General features: G+C 62.9%; 19 protein-coding genes and 1 tRNA gene. 17 read left to right on the top strand and 3 right to left on the bottom strand.

Annotated elements, in window-relative coordinates:
- Positions 1 to 2 precede the first annotated feature (2 nt).
- Both rodA and Q0478_RS13765 read left to right on the top strand, forming a co-directional pair.
- Positions 3 to 1,142, top strand: a complete 1,140-nt coding sequence (gene rodA / locus Q0478_RS13770; protein ID WP_298680234.1) for a rod shape-determining protein RodA — start codon at positions 3 to 5, stop codon at positions 1,140 to 1,142.
- A gap of 4 nt (positions 1,143 to 1,146) precedes the next feature.
- Complete coding sequence (locus Q0478_RS13765; RefSeq protein ID WP_298680232.1) at positions 1,147 to 2,079, top strand: glyoxylate/hydroxypyruvate reductase A; 933 nt, start codon at positions 1,147 to 1,149, stop codon at positions 2,077 to 2,079.
- Positions 2,080 to 2,137: 58 nt separating this feature from the next.
- Here Q0478_RS13765 and Q0478_RS13760 read toward each other — a convergent pair whose 3' ends face one another.
- Positions 2,138 to 2,728: a TetR/AcrR family transcriptional regulator gene (locus tag Q0478_RS13760; RefSeq protein WP_298680230.1), complete on the bottom strand. Its 591-nt coding sequence runs from the start codon at positions 2,726 to 2,728 to the stop codon at positions 2,138 to 2,140.
- 99 nt (positions 2,729 to 2,827) lie between these two features.
- Here Q0478_RS13760 and Q0478_RS13755 point away from each other — a divergent pair, with 99 nt between their 5' ends.
- From Q0478_RS13755 to ptsP, 12 genes are all read left to right on the top strand, one after another.
- Positions 2,828 to 3,136: a hypothetical protein gene (locus Q0478_RS13755; protein ID WP_298680228.1), complete on the top strand. Its 309-nt coding sequence runs from the start codon at positions 2,828 to 2,830 to the stop codon at positions 3,134 to 3,136.
- Between the two features lie 137 nt (positions 3,137 to 3,273).
- Positions 3,274 to 4,560 (top strand): homoserine dehydrogenase, encoded by a 1,287-nt coding sequence (locus Q0478_RS13750; protein WP_298680226.1) that lies wholly within the window; start codon positions 3,274 to 3,276, stop codon positions 4,558 to 4,560.
- A gap of 58 nt (positions 4,561 to 4,618) precedes the next feature.
- A complete protein-coding gene (recJ, locus tag Q0478_RS13745; protein WP_298680224.1) occupies positions 4,619 to 6,361 on the top strand; it encodes a single-stranded-DNA-specific exonuclease RecJ in 1,743 nt (580 codons plus the stop codon).
- A 104-nt stretch (positions 6,362 to 6,465) separates the two neighbouring features.
- Positions 6,466 to 6,540, top strand: a tRNA-Glu gene (locus Q0478_RS13740).
- 103 nt (positions 6,541 to 6,643) lie between these two features.
- On the top strand, positions 6,644 to 7,090 hold the full coding sequence (gene msrB, locus Q0478_RS13735) for a peptide-methionine (R)-S-oxide reductase MsrB (RefSeq protein ID WP_298680222.1): 447 nt from the start codon (positions 6,644 to 6,646) through the stop codon (positions 7,088 to 7,090).
- Positions 7,087 to 7,596: a peptide-methionine (S)-S-oxide reductase MsrA gene (gene msrA / locus Q0478_RS13730; RefSeq protein ID WP_298680220.1), complete on the top strand. Its 510-nt coding sequence runs from the start codon at positions 7,087 to 7,089 to the stop codon at positions 7,594 to 7,596. The genes msrB and msrA overlap by 4 nt, the downstream gene beginning before the upstream one ends.
- A 448-nt stretch (positions 7,597 to 8,044) precedes the next feature.
- Positions 8,045 to 8,890 carry a phytanoyl-CoA dioxygenase family protein gene (locus tag Q0478_RS13725; RefSeq protein WP_298680218.1) on the top strand — a complete coding sequence of 282 codons (846 nt, stop codon included), beginning with the start codon at positions 8,045 to 8,047 and terminating at the stop codon, positions 8,888 to 8,890.
- Between the two features lie 99 nt (positions 8,891 to 8,989).
- On the top strand, positions 8,990 to 9,442 hold the full coding sequence (locus Q0478_RS13720) for an NUDIX hydrolase (protein ID WP_298680216.1): 453 nt from the start codon (positions 8,990 to 8,992) through the stop codon (positions 9,440 to 9,442).
- A 59-nt stretch (positions 9,443 to 9,501) separates the two neighbouring features.
- Positions 9,502 to 9,927: a DUF1178 family protein gene (locus Q0478_RS13715; protein WP_298680214.1), complete on the top strand. Its 426-nt coding sequence runs from the start codon at positions 9,502 to 9,504 to the stop codon at positions 9,925 to 9,927.
- A complete protein-coding gene (locus Q0478_RS13710) occupies positions 9,924 to 10,571 on the top strand; it encodes an SDR family oxidoreductase (RefSeq protein WP_298680212.1) in 648 nt (215 codons plus the stop codon). Before Q0478_RS13715 ends, Q0478_RS13710 begins: the two co-directional genes overlap by 4 nt.
- Positions 10,572 to 10,725: 154 nt before the next feature.
- Positions 10,726 to 11,964, top strand: coding sequence for an aspartate kinase (locus tag Q0478_RS13705; protein WP_298680210.1), 1,239 nt, complete (start codon positions 10,726 to 10,728; stop codon positions 11,962 to 11,964).
- Positions 11,965 to 12,136: 172 nt separating this feature from the next.
- Positions 12,137 to 14,383: a phosphoenolpyruvate--protein phosphotransferase gene (gene ptsP, locus Q0478_RS13700; RefSeq protein ID WP_298680208.1), complete on the top strand. Its 2,247-nt coding sequence runs from the start codon at positions 12,137 to 12,139 to the stop codon at positions 14,381 to 14,383.
- Positions 14,384 to 14,423: 40 nt separating this feature from the next.
- Here ptsP and Q0478_RS13695 read toward each other — a convergent pair whose 3' ends face one another.
- Positions 14,424 to 15,194, bottom strand: coding sequence for an EcsC family protein (locus Q0478_RS13695; RefSeq protein WP_298680206.1), 771 nt, complete (start codon positions 15,192 to 15,194; stop codon positions 14,424 to 14,426).
- 31 nt (positions 15,195 to 15,225) lie between these two features.
- Positions 15,226 to 15,711, bottom strand: coding sequence for a GNAT family N-acetyltransferase (locus Q0478_RS13690; protein ID WP_298680204.1), 486 nt, complete (start codon positions 15,709 to 15,711; stop codon positions 15,226 to 15,228).
- Positions 15,712 to 15,790: 79 nt separating this feature from the next.
- On the opposite strand from Q0478_RS13690, the gene Q0478_RS13685 reads away from it, so the two are divergent.
- From Q0478_RS13685 to metG, 3 genes are all read left to right on the top strand, one after another.
- Positions 15,791 to 16,396 carry a flavin reductase family protein gene (locus tag Q0478_RS13685; RefSeq protein WP_298680202.1) on the top strand — a complete coding sequence of 202 codons (606 nt, stop codon included), beginning with the start codon at positions 15,791 to 15,793 and terminating at the stop codon, positions 16,394 to 16,396.
- 84 nt (positions 16,397 to 16,480) lie between these two features.
- Positions 16,481 to 17,707: an MFS transporter gene (locus tag Q0478_RS13680; RefSeq protein WP_298680200.1), complete on the top strand. Its 1,227-nt coding sequence runs from the start codon at positions 16,481 to 16,483 to the stop codon at positions 17,705 to 17,707.
- 153 nt (positions 17,708 to 17,860) lie between these two features.
- Positions 17,861 to 19,573, top strand: a complete 1,713-nt coding sequence (metG, locus tag Q0478_RS13675) for a methionine--tRNA ligase (RefSeq protein ID WP_298680198.1) — start codon at positions 17,861 to 17,863, stop codon at positions 19,571 to 19,573.
- The last annotated feature ends 19 nt before the right edge of the window (positions 19,574 to 19,592 follow it).

The following is a 19,592-nucleotide window of genomic DNA, read 5'->3' as shown; positions in this document are numbered from 1 at the left end:
AGATGAGTTATCTTGAGTATAACGTCAAATATGTGCCCACAGGCCCGCGCAAGCTGCTCTATCTCAACTGGCCACTGACGCTCTTGTTGGTGGCGGTGGCCTCAATCGGCTTTCTAATGCTCTATTCGGTGGCTGGTGGCTCGATCGAGCGCTGGGCGCAACCGCAGATGAAGCGTTTCGCCGTGGGCTTTCTGGCCATGATCTTTGTGGCCATGGTGCCGATCTGGTTTTGGCGCAATGTCTCGGCTCTGGCCTATGGCGTGTCGCTGATCTTGCTCTTGGCGGTAGAGCTCTTTGGCGAGGTCGGCATGGGCGCCCAACGCTGGATCAACCTGGGCTTCATGCGCCTGCAACCTTCCGAACTGATGAAAATCACGCTGGTGATGTTTCTGGCGGCCTATTACGACTGGCTGCCACTGAAGAAGATTTCCCACCCCCTCTGGGTGGCCATTCCGGTGCTGCTCATCCTTGTGCCCACCCTGCTTGTGCTGCGCCAGCCCGATCTTGGCACAGCCATTTTGCTGCTCACAGGCGGCGGCGCATTGATGTTCATGGCCGGGGTTCACTGGGCCTATTTTGCCGCCGTCATCACCGCAGCCATCGGGCTTGTCGCGGCGGTGTTCCAGTCGCGCGGCACGTCATGGCAGCTTCTGAAAGACTACCAGTTCCGCCGCATCGACACGTTCCTTGACCCGGCCGCAGACCCGCTCAAAGCGGGCTATCACATCACCCAATCCAAGATCGCCCTCGGCTCGGGCGGCTGGACAGGGCGCGGCTTCATGCAGGGCACCCAGAGCCGGCTCAACTTCTTGCCCGAAAAGCACACGGATTTCATCTTCACGACCCTCTCTGAAGAGTTCGGCTTTATCGGCGCAGCCGCACTCTTGCTGCTTTACACGCTGGTGATCGTCTTCTGCGTGGCCTCTGCACTGAGCAACACCAACCGCTATGGCAGCCTGCTCACCCTCGGGGTGACAGTGGCCTTTTTCCTGTTCTTCTTTGTCAATATGGCGATGGTGATGGGGTTGATCCCGGTTGTGGGCGTGCCGCTGCCACTGGTGTCTTATGGCGGCTCTGCTATGTTGGTGTTGATGGTGGCCTTTGGCCTCGTCCAAAGCGCCCATGTTCACAAACCAAGGTAGCCCGATGCCGCTCAAAGCCCTTTTCGCCGCCCGCCCAGAGCGTTGGGACGCCTATAAAGACCCGCTTGCCGTCGCCTTTGACGCCGCAGGCCTCAACGTCGATCTGCGCCTGGACCATGCGCCCGAGGAGGTCGATTACATCATCTATGCCCCCAACTCTGCGCTTCAGGATTTTGGCCCCTTCACCCGCGCCAAGCTGGTGCAAAACCTCTGGGCCGGGGTTGACAGCATCACCGGCAACACGACCCTCAAAATCCCTCTGGCGCGGATGGTTGATTTCGGCCTCAGACAAGGGATGGTAGAGTGGGTCACAGGCCACACCCTGCGCCATCACCTCGGGATGGACGCCCATATCCACAACCCAGATCACCTCTGGCAGCCCGCTGTGCCGCCTCTCAGCCGCAACCGCCGGGTGAGCGTGTTGGGGCTCGGGGCGCTTGGCCTGGCCTGTGCCGAGGCCCTGGCGGCGCTTGGCTTTGATGTGGCAGGCTGGTCGCGTCGCCCCAAAACCCACGACAAAATCACCTGCTTTTCTGGCGAGGACGGGCTCACTCAGGCGCTGGCGCATGGCGAAATCTGTATCCTCTTGCTGCCGTGCACGCACGCAACCCAAAACACGCTCAATGCCGCAACCCTCGCGCTCATGCCGCAGGGCAGCTTTGTCATCAACCCGGGGCGCGGGGCGCTGATTGACGATGACGCGCTCTTGGCCGCGCTCGATACAGGCCAGATCGCCCATGCCACACTCGATGTGTTCCGCATAGAGCCCCTGCCAGAGGCGCACCCCTTCTGGGCGCACCCGCGCGTCACCGTCACACCGCATATTGCCTCGGAGACCCGTGCGCAGACCTGCTCTGAGGTGGTGGCCGAAAACATCCGCCGCTGCGAGGCAGGCGAACCGCTTCTGCATCTGGTGGACCGCGCCGCCGGATACTGACCCGGTCGCATGATCCCCGTAGGGTGCGCATTCACTGCGCACCAAACATCAGGCAGCCTTACGCGCCCACGGCGCGGCGCACCATGCCCCAGTAAATCTCTTCCACCTCTTCAAGGCTCAGCCGTCCGCCGGCCCGATACCAGGTGTTCACCCCTGTGAGCATGGCAATCACCGCCAGCGTGGCAATCTTTGGGTCCTCCACGGCAAAGACACCCGCCGCCGCGCCGCGCCGCAAAATCGCTTCCAGTTCGTCTTCATAACGCCGCCGTAGGGCCTCGATATCCGCAAAGTTGTCCGGCTCAAGCGCGCGCAACTCCATATAGGCGATAAACACTTCCTCCGGGCGCTCGATGTGAAAGCCGATGTGAAACCGCACAAACCCGGCCAAAGCCTCAAGCGGGGCCAGCTGTGCGCTGGCGGCCTCGGCCCGGGCGGCCAGCAGATCCTCCATATGCGCGCGCATCAGCTCGGCGAGCAGGCTCTGCTTGTCGGGCGTATAATTGTAAAGCGCCCCCGCCTGTAGCCCCACATCCTTTGCAATCTGGCGCATGGACACCGCCGCGTAGCCATGGCGGGCAAAGAGCTTGAGCGCCGCCGCGCGGATGCGCGGCGCCGTGAGTTCAGAGTGAGAGCCTTGGGTGCGTGCCATGGCCTGTCTTAACTGAACAGGCGTTCAAATCAAAGCCTTTGCTTGCGCTCGCCCCGCCGCTGGGGCATCACCAGACACACCCAGACCTGCGGAGATCCCATGCGCGCACCTCTTGCCCTGCTGTTTGCCCTCGCCCAAAGCGCCTGTGCGCAGTTTCCCGCGCTGGACGCAACCGTGACCGAAGAGATGAAAGCCGCGCCCTACCCCGCTTTGGGCCCCATCAGCGCAGCCGCTCTGCCCGAGGCGCCGCCCCCGCGCCTCTCGGCGCAGACTGCGGCAGAGCTTCAGGCGCGCAGCACACGGCTGCGCGCGCGGGCCGCAAGGCTCACACAACAAGCGCTCGCCCCATCCGAAAAAGCCCGTTTGCGCGCCACGATAGAGATCGAATCCCCAAACGCGCGCCCCTAACCCAAGATAAACCCCTTCTGTGCCTGCGGCGCGTTGCAAGCCTGCGGCGAAGCGGTTAAATCGCTTCTCACAGCAGAAGACACCGACAAAACACCACCAAGATAAGACCAGACATCAAACAAGAAGGCGAACCGACCATGACAGCACCCCTCCGCTTGGGCATCGCAGGCCTCGGAACCGTTGGCGCAGGCGTCGTCAAGATCATCCGCAAAAAGGCCGATCTTCTCAGCGCACGCAGCGGGCGTGCCATCGAAATCAGCGCTGTCTCGGCCCGCTCCAAAGACAAGGACCGCGGGGTCCCTCTCGCCGGTTATGCCTGGGAAGATGACCCCGTTGCCCTGGCCAAACGCGCAGATGTGGATGTCTTTGTCGAGCTGATGGGCGGCTCTGATGGGCCTGCCAAAGCCGCCACCGAAGCCGCCCTTGCCGCTGGCAAGGATGTGGTCACCGCCAACAAAGCCCTGCTGGCCCACCACGGGCAGGCGCTGGCGCTCATGGCTGAAGAAAAAGGCGCGCTTATCCGCTTTGAAGCCGCGGTTGCAGGCGGTATCCCGGTGATCAAGAGCCTGCTCGAAGGGCTTGCCGGAAATGACATCACCCGCGTCATGGGGGTGATGAACGGCACCTGCAACTATATCCTCACACGGATGCAAAGCGCTGGCCTGAGCTATGCCGAGGTCTTTGAAGAGGCCAATCAACTGGGCTATCTGGAGGCCGATCCCAACCTTGACGTGGGGGGCATCGACGCTGGCCACAAGCTGGCGCTGCTGGCATCGCTGGCCTTTGGCACTCAGGTCAATTTTCCCGGTGTCGAGCTGCAAGGCATCGGCGAGCTGACCATCGAGGACATCAAGGCCGCCGCAGATATGGGCTATCGCATCAAGCTGCTCGGGGTCGCCCAGATGACCGCGCGCGGCCTGGAACAACGGATGAGCCCCTGCCTCGTGCCCGACACGAGCCCGCTGGGCCAGCTGGAGGGGGGCACCAATATGGTGGTGCTTGAGGGCGATCAGGTGCAGCAAGTCGTGCTCCGAGGCCCCGGCGCAGGCGAAGGCCCGACCGCCAGCGCGGTCATGGGCGATGTGATGGACCTGGCCCGTGGCATCCGCCCCGCCATCTTCGGGCAACCGGCCAGCACCCTCGTGGCCGCCACGCCCGCCAGCTCCGCAGCCCCCGCGCCCTATTATCTGCGCTTCTCGCTGCTGGACAAACCGGGGGCCTTGGCCAAAGTTGCAACAGTCTTGGGCGAGGCTGGCGTCTCGATTGACCGGATGCGCCAATATGGTCACGCCGATGCCTCCGCCCCGGTTCTGATCGTCACCCACAAATGCGCCCGCCAAGAGCTTCTGGCCGCAACACGGGCCATGCAGGGGCTGGATGTGGTGGTTGGCGCCCCCGTCGCCCTGCGGATCGAAGACCTCTGATTGCACCCAAGCGCCCTTTGCGTCACAGTGAGGGGGCAGGGCAAAAGGCAGGCATATCATGGGATTTCTCGGCGTAGACCGCTCGCTCACAGGGCGCAGATGGCTCGGCCCCACGGTTGAGCTGGAGCGCGCCGCCGGGCGTATCGTGCAGCAGACCGATCTGCCCCATGCGCTGGCACAGGTGCTGGCGCGCCGTGGCGTCAGCCCTGAGGACGCCGAAAGCTTTCTCACCCCGCAGCTGCGCGATCTGATGCCCGATCCGCGCAGCCTGAAAGATCTGGCCAAAGCCTCCGCAAGGCTTGTCGCAGCGCTTGATGCGCGCGAGCGCGTGGCCATTTTCGCCGACTACGATGTCGATGGCGGCACCTCTGCGGCGCTGCTGCTGGACTGGTTCCGCGCCATGGGCCACGACGCGACACTCTATATCCCCGACCGTATTGATGAGGGCTACGGCCCCAATGTCCCGGCCATGCAAATGCTGGCAGCTGATCATGCGCTCATCATCTGCGTGGATTGCGGCACCCTCAGCCACGAGGCGCTAGAGGCCGCAGCGGGCTGTGATATTATCGTTCTAGATCATCACCTTGGCGGCGAAACGCTCCCGCCTGCCCTGGCTGTGGTCAACCCAAACAGGCAGGACGAAACCGGCGATCTGGCACATCTTTGTGCCGCCGCCGTTGTCTTTCTCACCTTGGTCGACGCTGGCCGCATCCTGCGCGAGGCGGGGCGCAAAGGCCCCGATCTCATTGCCATGCTCGACCTTGTCGCGCTGGCCACCGTGGCCGATGTCGCACCGCTTGTCGGGGTCAACCGCGCCTTTGTGGTGCAGGGCCTCAAGGTCATGGCGCGGCGTGCGCGCCTCGGCCTGGTTGCCCTGTCCGATATTGGCCGCCTTGACACCGCGCCCAAGCCCTACCACCTCGGCTTTGTCCTTGGCCCGCGCATCAACGCAGGCGGGCGGATAGGCCAGGCCGATCTGGGCGCGCGCCTGCTCTCCTGCCGCGATGCCGATGAGGCCCGCGCCTTGGCCGCGCGGCTTGACACGCTCAACACCGAGCGGCGCACCATCGAAGAAACCGTGCGCGCCGCGGCCCTCACCCAGGCCGAGCAACGCGGGTTGGACGCCCCCCTTGTCTGGGCCGCAGGCGAAGGCTGGCACGCCGGCGTGGTTGGTATTGTCGCCTCACGGCTCAAGGAAACCGCGCACCGCCCCAGCATTGTGATCGGCTTTGATGGCGATGACGGCAAAGGCTCGGGCCGCTCTGTTTCGGGCATCGACCTCGGCGCAGCGATCCAGCGACTCGCCATGGAAGGGCTGATCGAAAAGGGCGGCGGGCATAAAATGGCCGCCGGGCTTTCGCTCAGCCGTGCCCAGCTCGACCCTGCCATGGCGCGGCTCTGTGAGCTGCTTGACAAGCAAGGCGCGGGCGCGCTTGGCCCCTCTGATCTACGGCTCGACGGCGCGCTTATGCCGGGCGCGGCGACCGTGGCGCTGATCGAGCAGCTTGAGGCCGCCGGCCCCTACGGCGCCTCTGCGTCCGGCCCGCGCTTTGCCTTTCCCGATTGCGCCATCCACTTTGCCAAGCAAATCGGCACAGGCCACCTCAAGCTCAGCTTCTCAGACGGCACAGGCCCGCGCCTTGACGCCATCGCCTTTGGTGCCTTTGACGGCCCGCTCGGCACAGCCCTTCAGAATCATGGCGGCGCGCGCTTTCACCTTGCCGGGCGGCTTGAAATCAACACATGGCAAGGGCGAAGCCAGGTGCAACTGCGCCTGGATGATGCCGCCCCGGCCCACTAAAACCCCAACAAAAAAGCGCCAGACAGAAAAAAACAAATTCCCCACACATTTGGGCTTGCACAGCTGCTGCGCTTTCCTTAATTAGCGCCTCACAGCTGGGCTTTGCCCCGTTCGTCTATCGGTTAGGACGCCAGGTTTTCAACCTGGAAAGAGGGGTTCGATTCCCCTACGGGGTACCAGCTGCATTCCCCTCCCCCCCATGTTCACGAAATCTTGCCTTGGCAAATGCCGCGTGGCACAGCACATTCCGCGCTCAAACGTGACAGCAGGCGGAGTCCAATCATGACCTATCACAAAACCCCCGAAGCCCTCGCGGCGCTCACCGAAGAAGAGCGCTTCGTGACGCAAGACAGCGGCACAGAGCGGCCATTCAGCGGCAAGTATAACAGCCATTTCGAAGCCGGGCTTTATGTTGATATCGTATCGGGTGAACCGCTTTTTGCCTCTTCGGCCAAATTTGACTCAGGGTGTGGCTGGCCAAGCTTCTCCAAGCCCGTGGCCCCGGCCCATGTGGCGGAGCTGCGCGACACAAGCCATGGCATGATCCGCACCGAAGTGCGCTCGACCCATGCAGACAGCCACCTCGGCCATGTTTTCCCCGATGGCCCGGCCGAAAGCGGCGGGCTGCGCTATTGTATCAACTCAGCCGCCCTGCGCTTCATCCCGAAAGACGAGATGGACGCCGCAGGCTATGGCGCCTATCTCACCCAAGTGGAGGACGCAGAATGACACAGCAAATCGCTTATCTCGCCGGCGGATGTTTTTGGGGAATGCAGGACCTGATCCGCAAGAGGGAGGGGGTTCTCTCCACGCGCGTGGGTTATTCAGGCGGCGATGTGCCCAATGCAACCTATCGCAACCACGGCACCCATGCCGAGGCGATAGAGATTGTCTTTGATCCGGCAAAAATCAGCTACCGCAACTTGTTGGAAGTCTTCTTCCAGATCCATGACCCCACAACACCCAACCGCCAAGGCAATGACAGGGGGCTGTCCTATCGCTCGGCCATCTTCTATCTGGACGAGACCCAGAAGGAAATTGCCCTTGATACCATCGCCGATGTCGAGGCCTCAGGGCTCTGGCCGGGCCCCGTGGTGACAGAAATCGAGCCTGCGGGCGATTTCTGGGAGGCAGAGCCAGAACATCAGGATTATCTTCTCAGGATTCCAAATGGTTACACCTGCCACTTCGCGCGCCCAGATTGGGTCTTGCCCAAGCGTGATGCTGCGGAATGATTTGTTAACACTCAAGATTTTGCCAGCAAATCAAACGTCTTGGCCCGGAGAGCTCATCTCCGGGCTTTTTTGCATTAATCTTTGAGTCAGCATTCTTGCCGTGAAAGCTTGAAAACACCCGCTAAAGCATTGAAAAATGGGGTATAAGAATAATATTCTCATGGGGGAGCATTATTTTCCACAAGTTATCCCAAGGGTTATCCACAGCTTATACAGGACTTATCCACAAAATTTGGGCCATTTTTAGCCCGCGCGCGCAGGCGGCTGTTTTGGCCTTTTTGGGGCGCTTTGTGGCCCTTTTTCAGCGCTGGCCCGGGGGCTCTTGCATCTTGACAAGCCGCTGCGCCCGCCTAACGCTTGCGCCCAAACAGCCGCGCCTTATCAGGCCCAGTTTCCGGCCCGATCCCTAAGGCCAAGTCCCGCAGCCCGCCCCATGAAGGAACACCCCATGCCCCACCCTCTGATCACGCAAGACGACATAGACAGCTTCCAGCGCGACGGGGTGATCGTCATTCGCGGGCTCTTTCGCGATCATGTGAACGCGCTCAGAGCCGGGGTGGCCCGCAATATGGAGGCCCCCGGCCCGTATGCCTCGGACAACAAAAAAGACGGTGAAACCGGCCGCTTCTTTGACGACTACTGCAACTGGCAACGCATCCCCGAGTTTGAGGAGGTGATCAAGACCTCCCCCGCCGCGCAGGTTGCCGCCGAGCTGATGTGCAGCCAGACAACCCAGATGTTTCACGACCATGTGTTGGTCAAAGAGCCAGGCACCTCCATGGCGACCCCCTGGCATACCGATGGGCCTTATTACTTTGTCGAGGGGCAGCAAACGGTCAGCTTCTGGTCACCGCTTGACCCTGTGACAGAGGCCACATTGCGCTGTGTCGCCGGCAGCCATGCTTGGGAAAAGCCGGTCATGCCCATGCGCTGGGTGTCAGAGGAGAGCTATTTTCCCAACAAGGACGATTACATGCCCGTGCCCGACCCGGAGGCAGAGGGCATGGATATTCGCGAATGGGAGATGGAGCCCGGTGATGCGGTTGCCTTCAACTATTCCATTTTGCACGGCGCGCGGGGCAACACCGCGCACACCCGCCGCCGCGCCTTCTCGCTGCGGCTTGTGGGCGATGATGCCCGCTATGTCGCACGGCCCGGGCGCACCTCGCCCCCCTTCCCCGACCATGGAATGCGCGCCGGCGAGCGGCTGCGCGAAGACTGGTTTCCGATCCTCTATCGCAGCGCAGAGCGCGGCCGGGCCGGCGCGCCCCGGGAACCGGCAGAGCAAGAATAACTGGCCAAGCCGGTCTGATTGTTTCATAGTTTTGCCAAAGATCAGGCGCTCACAAGGAAAGCAGTTCTCAGGCAGATGGTTGTTCAAGGCCCGAAACAATTGCCGATTCTGCGGGCAGGTGCTCCCAAGAGCATGGTGCGCAGCCAGTTCGCCGCGCTCTGCTTTCGGATGCGCAAGGGCGAGCCCGAGATCCTGCTGATCACGTCGCGCACAGCGCAGCGCTGGATTGTCCCCAAAGGCTGGCCCATGGCGCAGAAAACCCCTGCCCAGGCGGCGCTGCAAGAGGCCTGGGAGGAAGCGGGGGTGCGGGGAGAGGCCTACGAGCGCTGCCTCGGGCTGTTCTCCTACACCAAGGCCTTTGAAAAAGGCGCGCCCCTGCCCTGCGTGGCGCTTGTCTACCCCGTGCTGGTGCGCGAACTTGCCAAGTCCTATCCGGAAAAGGGCCAGCGCCGCCGCAAGTGGTTTCGGCCCAAGAAAGCGGCCAGCCGGGTCAGCGAGCCCGAGCTGAAAAAGATCCTCAAAACATTCGATCCGCGCCTGCTCCAAAGCTGAGGCTTGCGCCGCGCGCCACAAAGCCTATCTTCAGAAGGCGACACAGGAACAGGACCGCGATGATCAGTTTTTCGCTCAAATGCGCCCAAGGCCACAGTTTTGACAGCTGGTTTCAGTCCTCTGAGGCCTATGAGAAACTGCAACAGCAAGGCATGGTGGCCTGCGCGGTCTGCGGCGACAGCGCGGTCACGAAATCGCTGATGGCGCCCCGGGTGAGCCGGGCGCGCAGCAAGGGGCAGCCCGGGGCGCTGAGCCAGCCGGCCTCCCCTGCCGAGCAAGCCCTCAAAGACATGCGCAAAAAGATCGAGGCCACATCAGAATATGTCGGCCCGCAATTTGCCACAGAAGCCCGCAAGATGCACCTCGGCGAGGCCCCCGAACGGGCCATCTACGGTGAGGCACGGCTTGAAGAGGCCAAGAAACTCATGGATGAGGGCGTGCCCGTCACCCCCTTGCCGTTCAAACCCAACAGGAGATCAAATTGAGCCACATTCTGATCACAGGCGCCAACCGTGGGATCGGCGCGCGCCTGGCCGAGCTTTACACCGCCACGGGCGATACGGTCACAGCCACCGCCCGCAGCGGCGCAGGCTATGCGGCGCTGGATGTGACACAGCCCGCCAGCGTCCAGGCGCTGGCCAGCGCCATGGAAGGGCAAAGCCTTGATCTGCTGATCTGCAATGCCGGCATTTACCCGGACAAGGGCCAAAGCCTTGAAGCGGGCTATCCGGCCCAGATGTGGGCCGACAGCTTCGCCACCAATGTCACCGGCGTCTTTCTCACGGTGCAGGCCTTCTTGCCGCAGCTGAAGCGCTCTGAGGCGCCCAAAATCGCGATCATCTCCTCGCAGATGGGCAGCGACACCCGCGCGCCGGGAGGCAGCTATATCTACCGCAGCTCCAAAGCCGCCGCCCTGAACCTCGCGCGCAATCTCGCCGCCGATCTCGCGCCCGAAGGCGTGGCCGTGGGGGCCTACCACCCCGGTTGGGTGCGCACCGACATGGGCGGCGATGGCGGTGAAATCGATGTGGCCGAAAGCGCCGAAGGGCTGATTGCCGAGTTTGACAGGCTCAGCCTTGAAACAACCGGTTGCTTTCGCACATGGGATGGCCGCGACCACCCCTATTAAGCCACCCCGCCCCCTGCCCGGTTGTCTGCCCAAATTTCTGCACAGAAATTTGCCGCGAAAATTCCAATTTTCGCGCTGCGCCTGCGACCATAGCACCCTTGCGCGCGCTTTCCCAAGCGACTAAACCGCGCCGAACGCAACTATGAGGCTCGCTATGCCTGTTCTGGTGATGAAATTCGGCGGCACATCCGTCGCCAACCTTGACCGCATCCGCCGCGCCGCCAAGCGGGTGGGCGTCGAAGTGGCCAAAGGCTACGACGTGATCGTGATTGTCTCGGCCATGTCGGGCAAGACAAACGAGCTTGTGGGCTGGGTCAATGAGACCTCCCCGCTTTATGACGCGCGCGAATATGATGCCATCGTCAGCTCGGGCGAGAATGTCACCGCAGGGCTCATGGCGCTCACATTGCAGGAAATGGATATCCCCGCGCGCTCCTGGCAGGGCTGGCAGGTGCCGGTGAAAACCACCTCGGCTCATGCTTCCGCGCGGATCGAGGAGATCCCCGCCGAGAACATCGCCGGCAAGTTTGCCCAAGGCATGAAAGTGGCCGTTGTGGCTGGCTTTCAGGGCATCAGCCCGGAAGGGCGCATCACCACGCTGGGCCGGGGCGGCTCTGACACCACCGCCGTGGCCTTTGCCGCCGCTTTCGGCGCGGAGCGCTGCGACATCTACACCGATGTCGACGGGGTCTACACAACAGATCCGCGCATCTCGTCCAAGGCGCGCAAGCTTGACAAGATCGCCTTTGAAGAAATGCTGGAGCTTGCCAGCCTGGGCGCCAAGGTCCTGCAAACCCGCTCTGTCGAGCTGGCCATGCGCTACAAAGTCAAACTCAGGGTTCTGAGCTCATTTGAAGAACAATCCGACGCAGCCGGCACGCTCGTTTGTGATGAGGAGGAAGTTATGGAAAACCGCCCCGTATCCGGAATCGCCTATTCGCGCGATGAAGCCAAAATGACGCTGGTCTCCGTGGCCGACCGCCCCGGCATTGCCGCCGCCATTTTCGGTCCGCTCTCCGAGGCCGGCATCAACGTGGATATGATCATCCAGAACATCGCCGAAGACGGGCGCACCGATATGACCTTCTCTTGCCCCACCGATCAGGTGGCGCGCGCCAAAAAAGCGATGGAAGAGGCCAAGAGCAGCGGTGACATCAACTATCACGATCTGATTGCCGACACAGATGTGGCCAAGATTTCCGCAGTCGGAATCGGGATGCGCAGCCAGTCAGGCGTGGCCGCAACCATGTTCAAGACGCTCTCGGACGAAGGCATCAACATCAAGGTGATCGCGACGTCAGAAATCAAGATTTCTGTGCTGATTGACCGCAAATACATGGAACTCGCCGTCCAGGCCCTGCATGACGCCTTTGAGCTTGAAAAAGCCGGCTAAACCGGCCACGCAAGCCGCACGCGCGGACATTTGTTCTCTTCTTGTGCAAAAGGTCACAAGGGCGTTCTTTACTGGCCTCAAACGCAAATTCCCGTTTCCCTTGTCATACGGCTGTGGTGTAAGCTGTCTAACGGTTGGCGAAGACTGACCAAAAAGGGGGCAGCTGCACGCGATGAGCGAGCCAGAGATCAAAACCGACAGCCGGCAGATGCTGGCGCGTCTGCGCGAGGTTATGGCCGAGGACAGCGCCGGACAAGCCCGCCTGGATACGATCACCCGGCTGATTGCCGAAGAGATGCACAGCCAGGTCTGCTCGGTCTATCTGTTTCGCGATGAAGACACGCTGGAGCTCTGCGCCACCGAGGGCCTCAACCCCTCCTCCGTGCATCAGACGCGCATGAAGATGGGCGAGGGCCTCGTGGGCCTCGTGGCGCGCAAGGGCCAGCGGGTGAACACACCTGACGCCCCCTCCGAGCGCGGCTTTCGCTACATGCCCGAAACCGGCGAAGAGATTTATTCAAGCTTCCTTGGCGTGCCGATCCAGCGGTTGGGCGAAAAGCTCGGCGTTCTGGTGGTGCAGACCAAAGACGCGCGCGAATTTGCCGATGAAGAAGTCGATGCGCTGGAAGTTGTCGCCATGGTGCTGGCCGAAATGGCCGAGCTGGGCGCCTTTATCGGCGAGGGCGCAGCACTCTCGGCGCGCCACACCCAGCCGGTGCTCCTGCGCGGCACCACCGGCCAGGAAGGCGCGGCCGAGGGCCATGTCTGGCTGCATGAGCCGCGTGTGGTGGTGACCAACCCCATCGCCGAGGACCCGCACCGCGAGTTCGAACGGCTGCGCGAGGCCGTCGAAGAGCTGCGCGTGGGGGTGGACAAAATGCTTGCCGGCGCGCGCGGCGGCGGCAAGGAACAGCTCGACGTGCTCGAAGCCTACCGCATGTTTGCCAATTCCAAAGGCTGGATGAGCCGCATGGAACAAGATATCGGCCGCGGCCTCTCTGCGGAGGCGGCTGTCGAGAAAGAGCAATCCACCGCCCGCGCACGGATGCAGCAGGTCACAGACGCCTACCTGCGCGAGCGGCTGCATGATCTGGATGATCTCTCCAACCGCCTGTTGCGCATCCTCACCGGACAGGGGCTTGAAACCGGGGCCGAAATGCCTGCCGACCCCGTGCTGATCGCCCGCAACATCGGCCCCGCCGAGCTTTTGGATTATGGCCGCTCGCTCAAGGCGATTGTGCTGGAAGAAGGCTCCGTGGGCAGCCATGCTGCCATCGTTGCGCGCGCGCTGGCCATTCCTCTGGTCGTTCACGCAAGCCGCATCACCACCGAGGCGCTCAACGGAGATCATATCATGGTCGACGGCGACCAGGGTGTGGTCCACCTGCGCCCGGATGACACCGTGGTCACCGCCTTTCGCGACAAGATCGCCATGCAGGCACAAGCCCAGGAGCGCTATGCCTCCATCCGCGACAAACCGGCCAAAAGCCGCGATGGGATCCGCGTGGGCCTGCATATGAACGCCGGCCTCATGGCAGATCTGCCCTCTCTGGCCGGCTCGGGTGCCGAAGGCGTGGGGCTCTTTCGCACCGAGCTGCAATTTCTGGTGCGCAACCAGATGCCGCGCCGCTCGGAGCTTTGCGCGCTCTACGGGCGCGTGCTTGACGCGGCCCAAGGCAAACGCGTGGTCTTTCGCACGCTCGACATCGGCTCAGACAAGGTGCTGCCCTATATGAAGCCCAATGACGAGCCCAACCCCGCCCTCGGCTGGCGTGCGATTCGGGTGGGGCTGGACAAGCCGGGCATCATGCGGATGCAGCTGCAAGCCCTGCTGCGGGCGGCAAACGGGCGTCCACTCACCGTGATGTTCCCTTTTGTGGCGCAATTTGAAGAATACCGCGCGGCGCGCGCCGAAATGGACAAAGCCATCGCGCGCGAAAAAGCGCTCGGCCACGCCCTGCCCGAAAGCCTCGAAATCGGCGCGATGCTGGAGACCCCCTCGCTGGCCTTTGCGCCGGACAAATTCTTTGAAGAGGTCGATTTCCTCTCCATCGGCGGCAATGACCTCAAACAGTTTTTCTTTGCTGCCGACCGCGAAAACGAACGCGTGCGCAAGCGCTATGACACCCTGAACATCAGCTTTCTGACCTTCCTGGAAGGGATCGTGAAGCGCTGTGCCGCCTCCGGAACCGCCCTCAGCTTTTGTGGTGAGGATGCTGGCCGCCCGCTGGAGGCCGTCTGTCTTGCCGCCATCGGCTTGGACACCCTCTCCATGCGGCCCGCCTCGATCGGCCCGGTAAAGAGCCTGATCCGGCGAGTGGATTTGCACCGGGTCAAGGCCCTGATCGACGCCGCCGCCGCGCGCGGCGTGCAATCGGTGCGGCCCGACATCGTGGCTTATATCCGCAGCCTCGGCTAGCGCTGCGCCGCCTTGGGCGGGCGTATGGGGGCCAGAACCGTCAGTCGCTTTGGGCAAGCACGTCCTGAAAGCGTGAGAGCAGCGCGTCCTCTTGCAGATCGGCGCGCAGGGCCAACCGGCGCAACCCGAAATGAACATGGGCCATGTCCTGATAGTAGCGCGTATAGGCGTAATTGGTCGCAGCGCCCGCCGCAGCCCCAAGGACAGGCAAGGTCTGCGCCCCGAGCTTCTGGCCCAAAACCAGCGAAAGGCGTGGCGCAACGCGGCTGATGAGCGTGTTGAGAGCCGCGCCATTGACCATCAGTCGGGTCGAGAAAAAAGCAATCTCCGCGCCGTTCTCCTTGGCCAGCGGGCCTGCCACCGCAAAAACGCACAGGCAGTCAAACTTCACGCGCTCCTCAGCCGGATCAAAGCCATATGTGCGCGCGATGGATTGGATGGCCCGCAACAGCAGCGTGGTGGTCACCGGCAGCTCGGCCAGAGCCGAGGGCAACCCCCCAAGGCCACCGGCGGCCCCCATCGCTGTCGTGAGCGTGCGCGTCATCCAGACCGGTTCGTCTGCCACAGCCTCCCGCGAGCGGCCCGCCAGCTCAAGCGCGCCCCGCAGCGCGCGCAGGGTCTGTGCTTCCAGCCCGTCTTTCACAGCCTCCGGCAGCCGTTCCAGCAAGGTCTCCGCCTGCCCTCCGATCTGGTTGAGCAACGTGATCACAAGGCCGCCAGCCGCCCTGTAGCGCCGGCTCAGAGCCTCAAGCTCTGCCGCCACCTCTGCCGCCCCGATGGGCGCATCCAGAATTTCAACCGGCTGTGTCATCCCCAAAACATCGGGCCTTGCGCCACTGTTTTCAAGTCGCCTTGGTCACTTTCCCCACCACATTGCGCCAGGCCTGCGGGCCCAAGGCCTGCCCCAACACCCGTGCCGGATTGGTGGGTGGCGGCATCTCAACGCCCGTCAGCGGCTCAAAGCCGAAGCGCGCATAATAGGGCGCATCCCCCACCAGCATCACCCGTGCCCAGCCCGCCTGCGCCGCAAGCGCAAGGCTTTCGCGGATCAGCAAGCCGCCCACGCCCTCGCCCTGGCGCGTCGGATGCACCGCCACAGGCCCCAGCAGCAGCGCCGCATGGCCCCCCACCTGAACAGGCCAGTAGCGAATGGCCCCCGCCAGCTCGTCAAACTCATCGCGCGCCACAAGGCTCAGCGCCGCAACCGGAGCCACGCCCTCGCGCAAGCGATACGAGGAAAGCCCCTCACGCCCCGGCGCAAAGCAAAGGTCATAAAGTGTTTCCACCTCCCAGCCGTCTTCTGGCCGCTCAGAGCTTAACGTGATCACGCCCGCAGACCTCCTTTGCGCTGGAAATGCCCCTAACACGGCGCTATGCACGGGGCAAATACCACAAAGGATATTGCCCATGTTTTTCCGCCCCGAAGATGGCCACGGGCTGGCACATAACCCGTTCAACGCGCTCATCGTGCCGCGTCCCATTGCCTGGATCTCCACACGGGGCAACACCGGCATAGACAACCTCGCACCCTATTCCTTCTTTTCCGGCGCAGCCTATGAGCCACCGCAGGTCATGTTCGCCTCCACCGGCACAAAAGAAGACCGCGACGGCACCAAAGACACGCTGGCCAATATCCGCGAAAGCGGTGTGTTCTGCGTGAACCTTGTGCAAGAAGCGGCCACCAACGCCATGAACGCCACCTCCCAGAGCCTGCCCGCCGGGATCAGCGAATTTGACCACGCAGGGCTTGAGCGGGCCGAATGCAACACCATCGCTTGCGCGCGCCTCGCCTCTGCACCCGCCAGCATGGAGTGCACGCTCGTGAACATCCACAAAAGCCGCGGTGCCGCGAATTATGTGGTCATCGGCGAGGTCACCGGGGTGCACCTGCGCGACGACTGCCTGGTGGACGGCAAATTTGACGCCACCCGCTTCACCCCGCTCGCCCGCATGGGCTATCGCGACTATACGCTGGTGCGCGAGGTCTTCGAGCTGGCCCGCCCAGACGACTGAGGCGCGCTTGGCGGGCAGGCAAATACGACACCTGCGCGTCGAAAACCTGCTTGCGCCCCTGACCTGCCCTGCGATGGTAAGGACATGCGCCTTCTGATTTCCTTCGCCGCCCTGTTTCTGTCAGTGGCGCTCTTGCAGCTCTCCACAGGCGGGGTCGGGCCGCTGGACGCGCTGTCCGGGCTGGCGCTGGGCTTTTCGCGCGCCGAAATCGGCTTGCTTGGCTCGGCCCATTTTCTGGGCTTCTTCATCGGCTGCTGGTGGGCGCCGCGGCTCATGGGCTCGGTCGGCCACAGCCGCGCCTTTGCCGCCTTCACAGCGCTGGGGGCGATCGCGCTTCTGGCCCATTACATTGTCATCGGTCCCTATGCCTGGGCGCTCATGCGGGTGGCCTCGGGCCTCTGCGTGGCGGGCTGCTACACGGTTATTGAAGCCTGGCTGCAAGCCAAGGTCACAAACGAAACCCGCGGCCGCACCATGGGCGTTTACCGGGTGGTCGATATGAGCGGCTCGCTGGTCAGCCAGCTGCTGATCGGCTTTCTCACACCAGCGCATTACATGTCCTATTCCATCCTCGCCATCCTGTGCTGCGCCGCCATCCTGCCCCTCACCCTCACCACCGCCTCCCAGCCCGAAACGCCGCACGCCCCCCGCCTGCGCCCCATGCTGGCGGTGAGCCGCTCGCCGCTCGCCGCTGTCGGCGTGGTGGTGGCGGCGCTCAGCTCGGCCAGCTTTCGCATGGTTGGCCCGGTCTATGGCCAGGAGGTCGGGCTTGAAGTCACCCAAATCGCCACCTTTCTGGCCGCCTTCGTGCTTGGCGGCGCGCTGGCGCAATACCCCGTCGGCTGGCTGGCAGATAAATACGACCGCCGCTGGGTGCTGATCTGGCTGTCGCTCGCCGCCATCCTCAGCTGCGCCAGCACCGCCTTCCTGCAAGGCCTCACCACACCCGGCATCCTGCTCAACGCCGCCTTCTTCGGCCTCACCACCTTCCCCATCTACTCGGTCGCCGCCGCCCATGCCCATGACTTCGCTCGCTCAGAAGAGCGCGTCGAGCTCTCCGCCGCCCTCATGTTCTGGTTCGCCGTGGGCGCCATCGCCGCACCGCTGGTCGCCTCCTACCTTATGGAAGGCTTCGGCCCGCCGGCCCTCTTCATGATGATCGCCGTGGGCCACGCCGGCCTCGCCATCTTCGGCCTCGCCCGGATGCGCAGCCGTTCAAGCCCAACACAACGCACCCCCTATATCTACGCCCCGCGCACCTCCTTCACCATCGGCCGCCTCTTGGGCCGCAGCCGCGACAAAAAAGACTAACCCCGCTCTTTCTTATTGCCCTAAATATCCCGGGGGTCTGGGGGCAGCGCCCCCAGCCGGTCGGATTTTCGCAAAGCGAAAATTCGAAAGCCTGTAGCACCCCGCGCACCATTGGGCTAAACACCGCCCAAAGCGCATAAAAAGGCTCACCAGATGGCACGTCACCTCATCACCTCGGCAATCCCCTATATCAACGGGATCAAACACCTGGGAAACCTTGTCGGCTCCCAACTTCCCGCCGATCTCTTCGCCCGCTTCCAGCGCGCGCGCGGCCATGAGGTGCTCTTCCTCTGCGCCACCGATGAGCATGGCACCCCCGCCGAGCTGGCCGCCGCCAAGGCCGGCAAGCCGGTGGCCGAGTATTGCGCCGAAATGCACGCGGTGCAGGCGCGCATCGCCGAGGGCTTCGGCCTCAGCTTTGATCACTTCGGGCGCTCTTCATCCCCGCAAAACCACGCGCTCACGCAGCATTTCGCCGGCGTTCTGGCCGACAAGGGCCTCATCAAAGAGGTCAGCGAAACGCAGATCTATTCCAAGGCCGATGGCCGCTTCCTGCCGGACCGTTACATCGAAGGCACCTGCCCCAACTGCGGCTTTGAAGACGCGCGCGGCGATCAATGCGACAACTGCACAAAGCAGCTCGACCCGACCGATCTGATTAATCCGCGCTCCTCCGTCTCAGGCGCGACCGATCTGGAAGAGCGCGCAACCAAACACCTCTACCTCAAGCAATCCAACATGCGCGGCGAGCTGCAAACATGGATCAACTCCAAAACAGACTGGCCCGTGCTGACAACCTCCATCGCCAACAAATGGCTCAATGACGGCGACGGTCTGCAAGACCGCGGCATCACCCGCGACCTTGACTGGGGCATCCCGGTGAAGCGTGGAGCCGAGGACTGGCCCGGCATGGAAGGCAAGGTTTTTTACGTCTGGTTTGATGCCCCCATCGAATATATCGCCTGCGCGCAGGAATGGGCCGATGCCGCCACGGGCCGCGATTGGGCGCGCTGGTGGCGCACCGACAAAGGCGCCTCCGATGTGCGCTACACCCAGTTCATGGGCAAGGACAACGTGCCGTTTCACACGCTCTCTTTCCCCGCAACACTCCTTGGCTCGGGCGAGCCGTGGAAGCTCGTGGATTACATAAAATCCTTCAACTACCTCAACTATGAAGGCGGCCAGTTCTCCACATCGCGCGGCCGTGGCGTCTTCATGGATCAGGCGCTGGAAATCCTACCAGCCGATGTCTGGCGCTGGTGGCTTCTCAGCCACGCGCCCGAAAGCTCGGATGCCGAATTCACCTGGGAAAACTTCCAGGCCGCCGTCAACAAAGACCTCTCCGATGTTCTGGGCAATTTCGTGAGCCGCGTCACCAAATTCTGCCGCTCCAAATTTGGCGAAACCGTCCCCGAGGCTGGCACGTATGGGCCAGACGAGGAGGCGCTGATCGCCGAGCTCACCACGCGCATCCGCGCCTATGAGCAGCATATGGACGCGATGGAGGTGCGCAAATCCGCTGCCGAGCTGCGCGCCATCTGGGCGGCAGGCAACGAATACCTGCAAGAAGCCGCGCCTTGGAGCGTCTTCAAACAAGACCCTGACCGCGCCGCCGCGCAAATCCGCCTCGCGCTCAACCTCATCCGCCTCTACGCGGTGCTCTCGGCCCCCTTCATCCCCACAACCGCCGCCAAGCTCTTCACCGCGATGAACACGCTCGACACACGCTGGCCCGAAGATGTCGCCGAGGCGCTCGCCAGCCTTGAGGCGGGCCATGGATTTTCTGTGCCCGACAATCTCTTCACCAAGATCAGCGATGAAGAGCGCGAAGACTGGGCCGCCCGCTTCTCCGGCATCCGCACATAACCGTAGGGTGCGCATTCAC

The organism is uncultured Lentibacter sp. (assembly GCF_937123735.1).
Lineage (GTDB): Bacteria > Pseudomonadota > Alphaproteobacteria > Rhodobacterales > Rhodobacteraceae > Lentibacter.
This window is presented reverse-complemented; position numbering and strand designations above follow the sequence as displayed.

What these genes read in the sequence shown, in the direction of transcription:
- Q0478_RS13715 (WP_298680214.1), top strand. Translation starts at nt 9,502, where the DNA reads ATGATCAGTTTTTCGCTCAAATGCGCCCAAGGCCACAGTTTTGACAGC.
- Q0478_RS13725 (WP_298680218.1), top strand. Translation starts at nt 8,045, where the DNA reads ATGCCCCACCCTCTGATCACGCAAGACGACATAGACAGCTTCCAGCGC.
- msrA (WP_298680220.1), top strand. Translation starts at nt 7,087, where the DNA reads ATGACACAGCAAATCGCTTATCTCGCCGGCGGATGTTTTTGGGGAATG.
- Q0478_RS13760 (WP_298680230.1), bottom strand. Translation starts at nt 2,728, where the DNA reads ATGGCACGCACCCAAGGCTCTCACTCTGAACTCACGGCGCCGCGCATC.
- Q0478_RS13680 (WP_298680200.1), top strand. Translation starts at nt 16,481, where the DNA reads ATGCGCCTTCTGATTTCCTTCGCCGCCCTGTTTCTGTCAGTGGCGCTC.
- recJ (WP_298680224.1), top strand. Translation starts at nt 4,619, where the DNA reads ATGGGATTTCTCGGCGTAGACCGCTCGCTCACAGGGCGCAGATGGCTC.
- Q0478_RS13705 (WP_298680210.1), top strand. Translation starts at nt 10,726, where the DNA reads ATGCCTGTTCTGGTGATGAAATTCGGCGGCACATCCGTCGCCAACCTT.
- rodA (WP_298680234.1), top strand. Translation starts at nt 3, where the DNA reads ATGAGTTATCTTGAGTATAACGTCAAATATGTGCCCACAGGCCCGCGC.
- metG (WP_298680198.1), top strand. Translation starts at nt 17,861, where the DNA reads ATGGCACGTCACCTCATCACCTCGGCAATCCCCTATATCAACGGGATC.
- msrB (WP_298680222.1), top strand. Translation starts at nt 6,644, where the DNA reads ATGACCTATCACAAAACCCCCGAAGCCCTCGCGGCGCTCACCGAAGAA.
- Q0478_RS13685 (WP_298680202.1), top strand. Translation starts at nt 15,791, where the DNA reads ATGTTTTTCCGCCCCGAAGATGGCCACGGGCTGGCACATAACCCGTTC.
- ptsP (WP_298680208.1), top strand. Translation starts at nt 12,137, where the DNA reads ATGAGCGAGCCAGAGATCAAAACCGACAGCCGGCAGATGCTGGCGCGT.
- Q0478_RS13755 (WP_298680228.1), top strand. Translation starts at nt 2,828, where the DNA reads ATGCGCGCACCTCTTGCCCTGCTGTTTGCCCTCGCCCAAAGCGCCTGT.
- Q0478_RS13765 (WP_298680232.1), top strand. Translation starts at nt 1,147, where the DNA reads ATGCCGCTCAAAGCCCTTTTCGCCGCCCGCCCAGAGCGTTGGGACGCC.
- Q0478_RS13750 (WP_298680226.1), top strand. Translation starts at nt 3,274, where the DNA reads ATGACAGCACCCCTCCGCTTGGGCATCGCAGGCCTCGGAACCGTTGGC.
- Q0478_RS13695 (WP_298680206.1), bottom strand. Translation starts at nt 15,194, where the DNA reads ATGACACAGCCGGTTGAAATTCTGGATGCGCCCATCGGGGCGGCAGAG.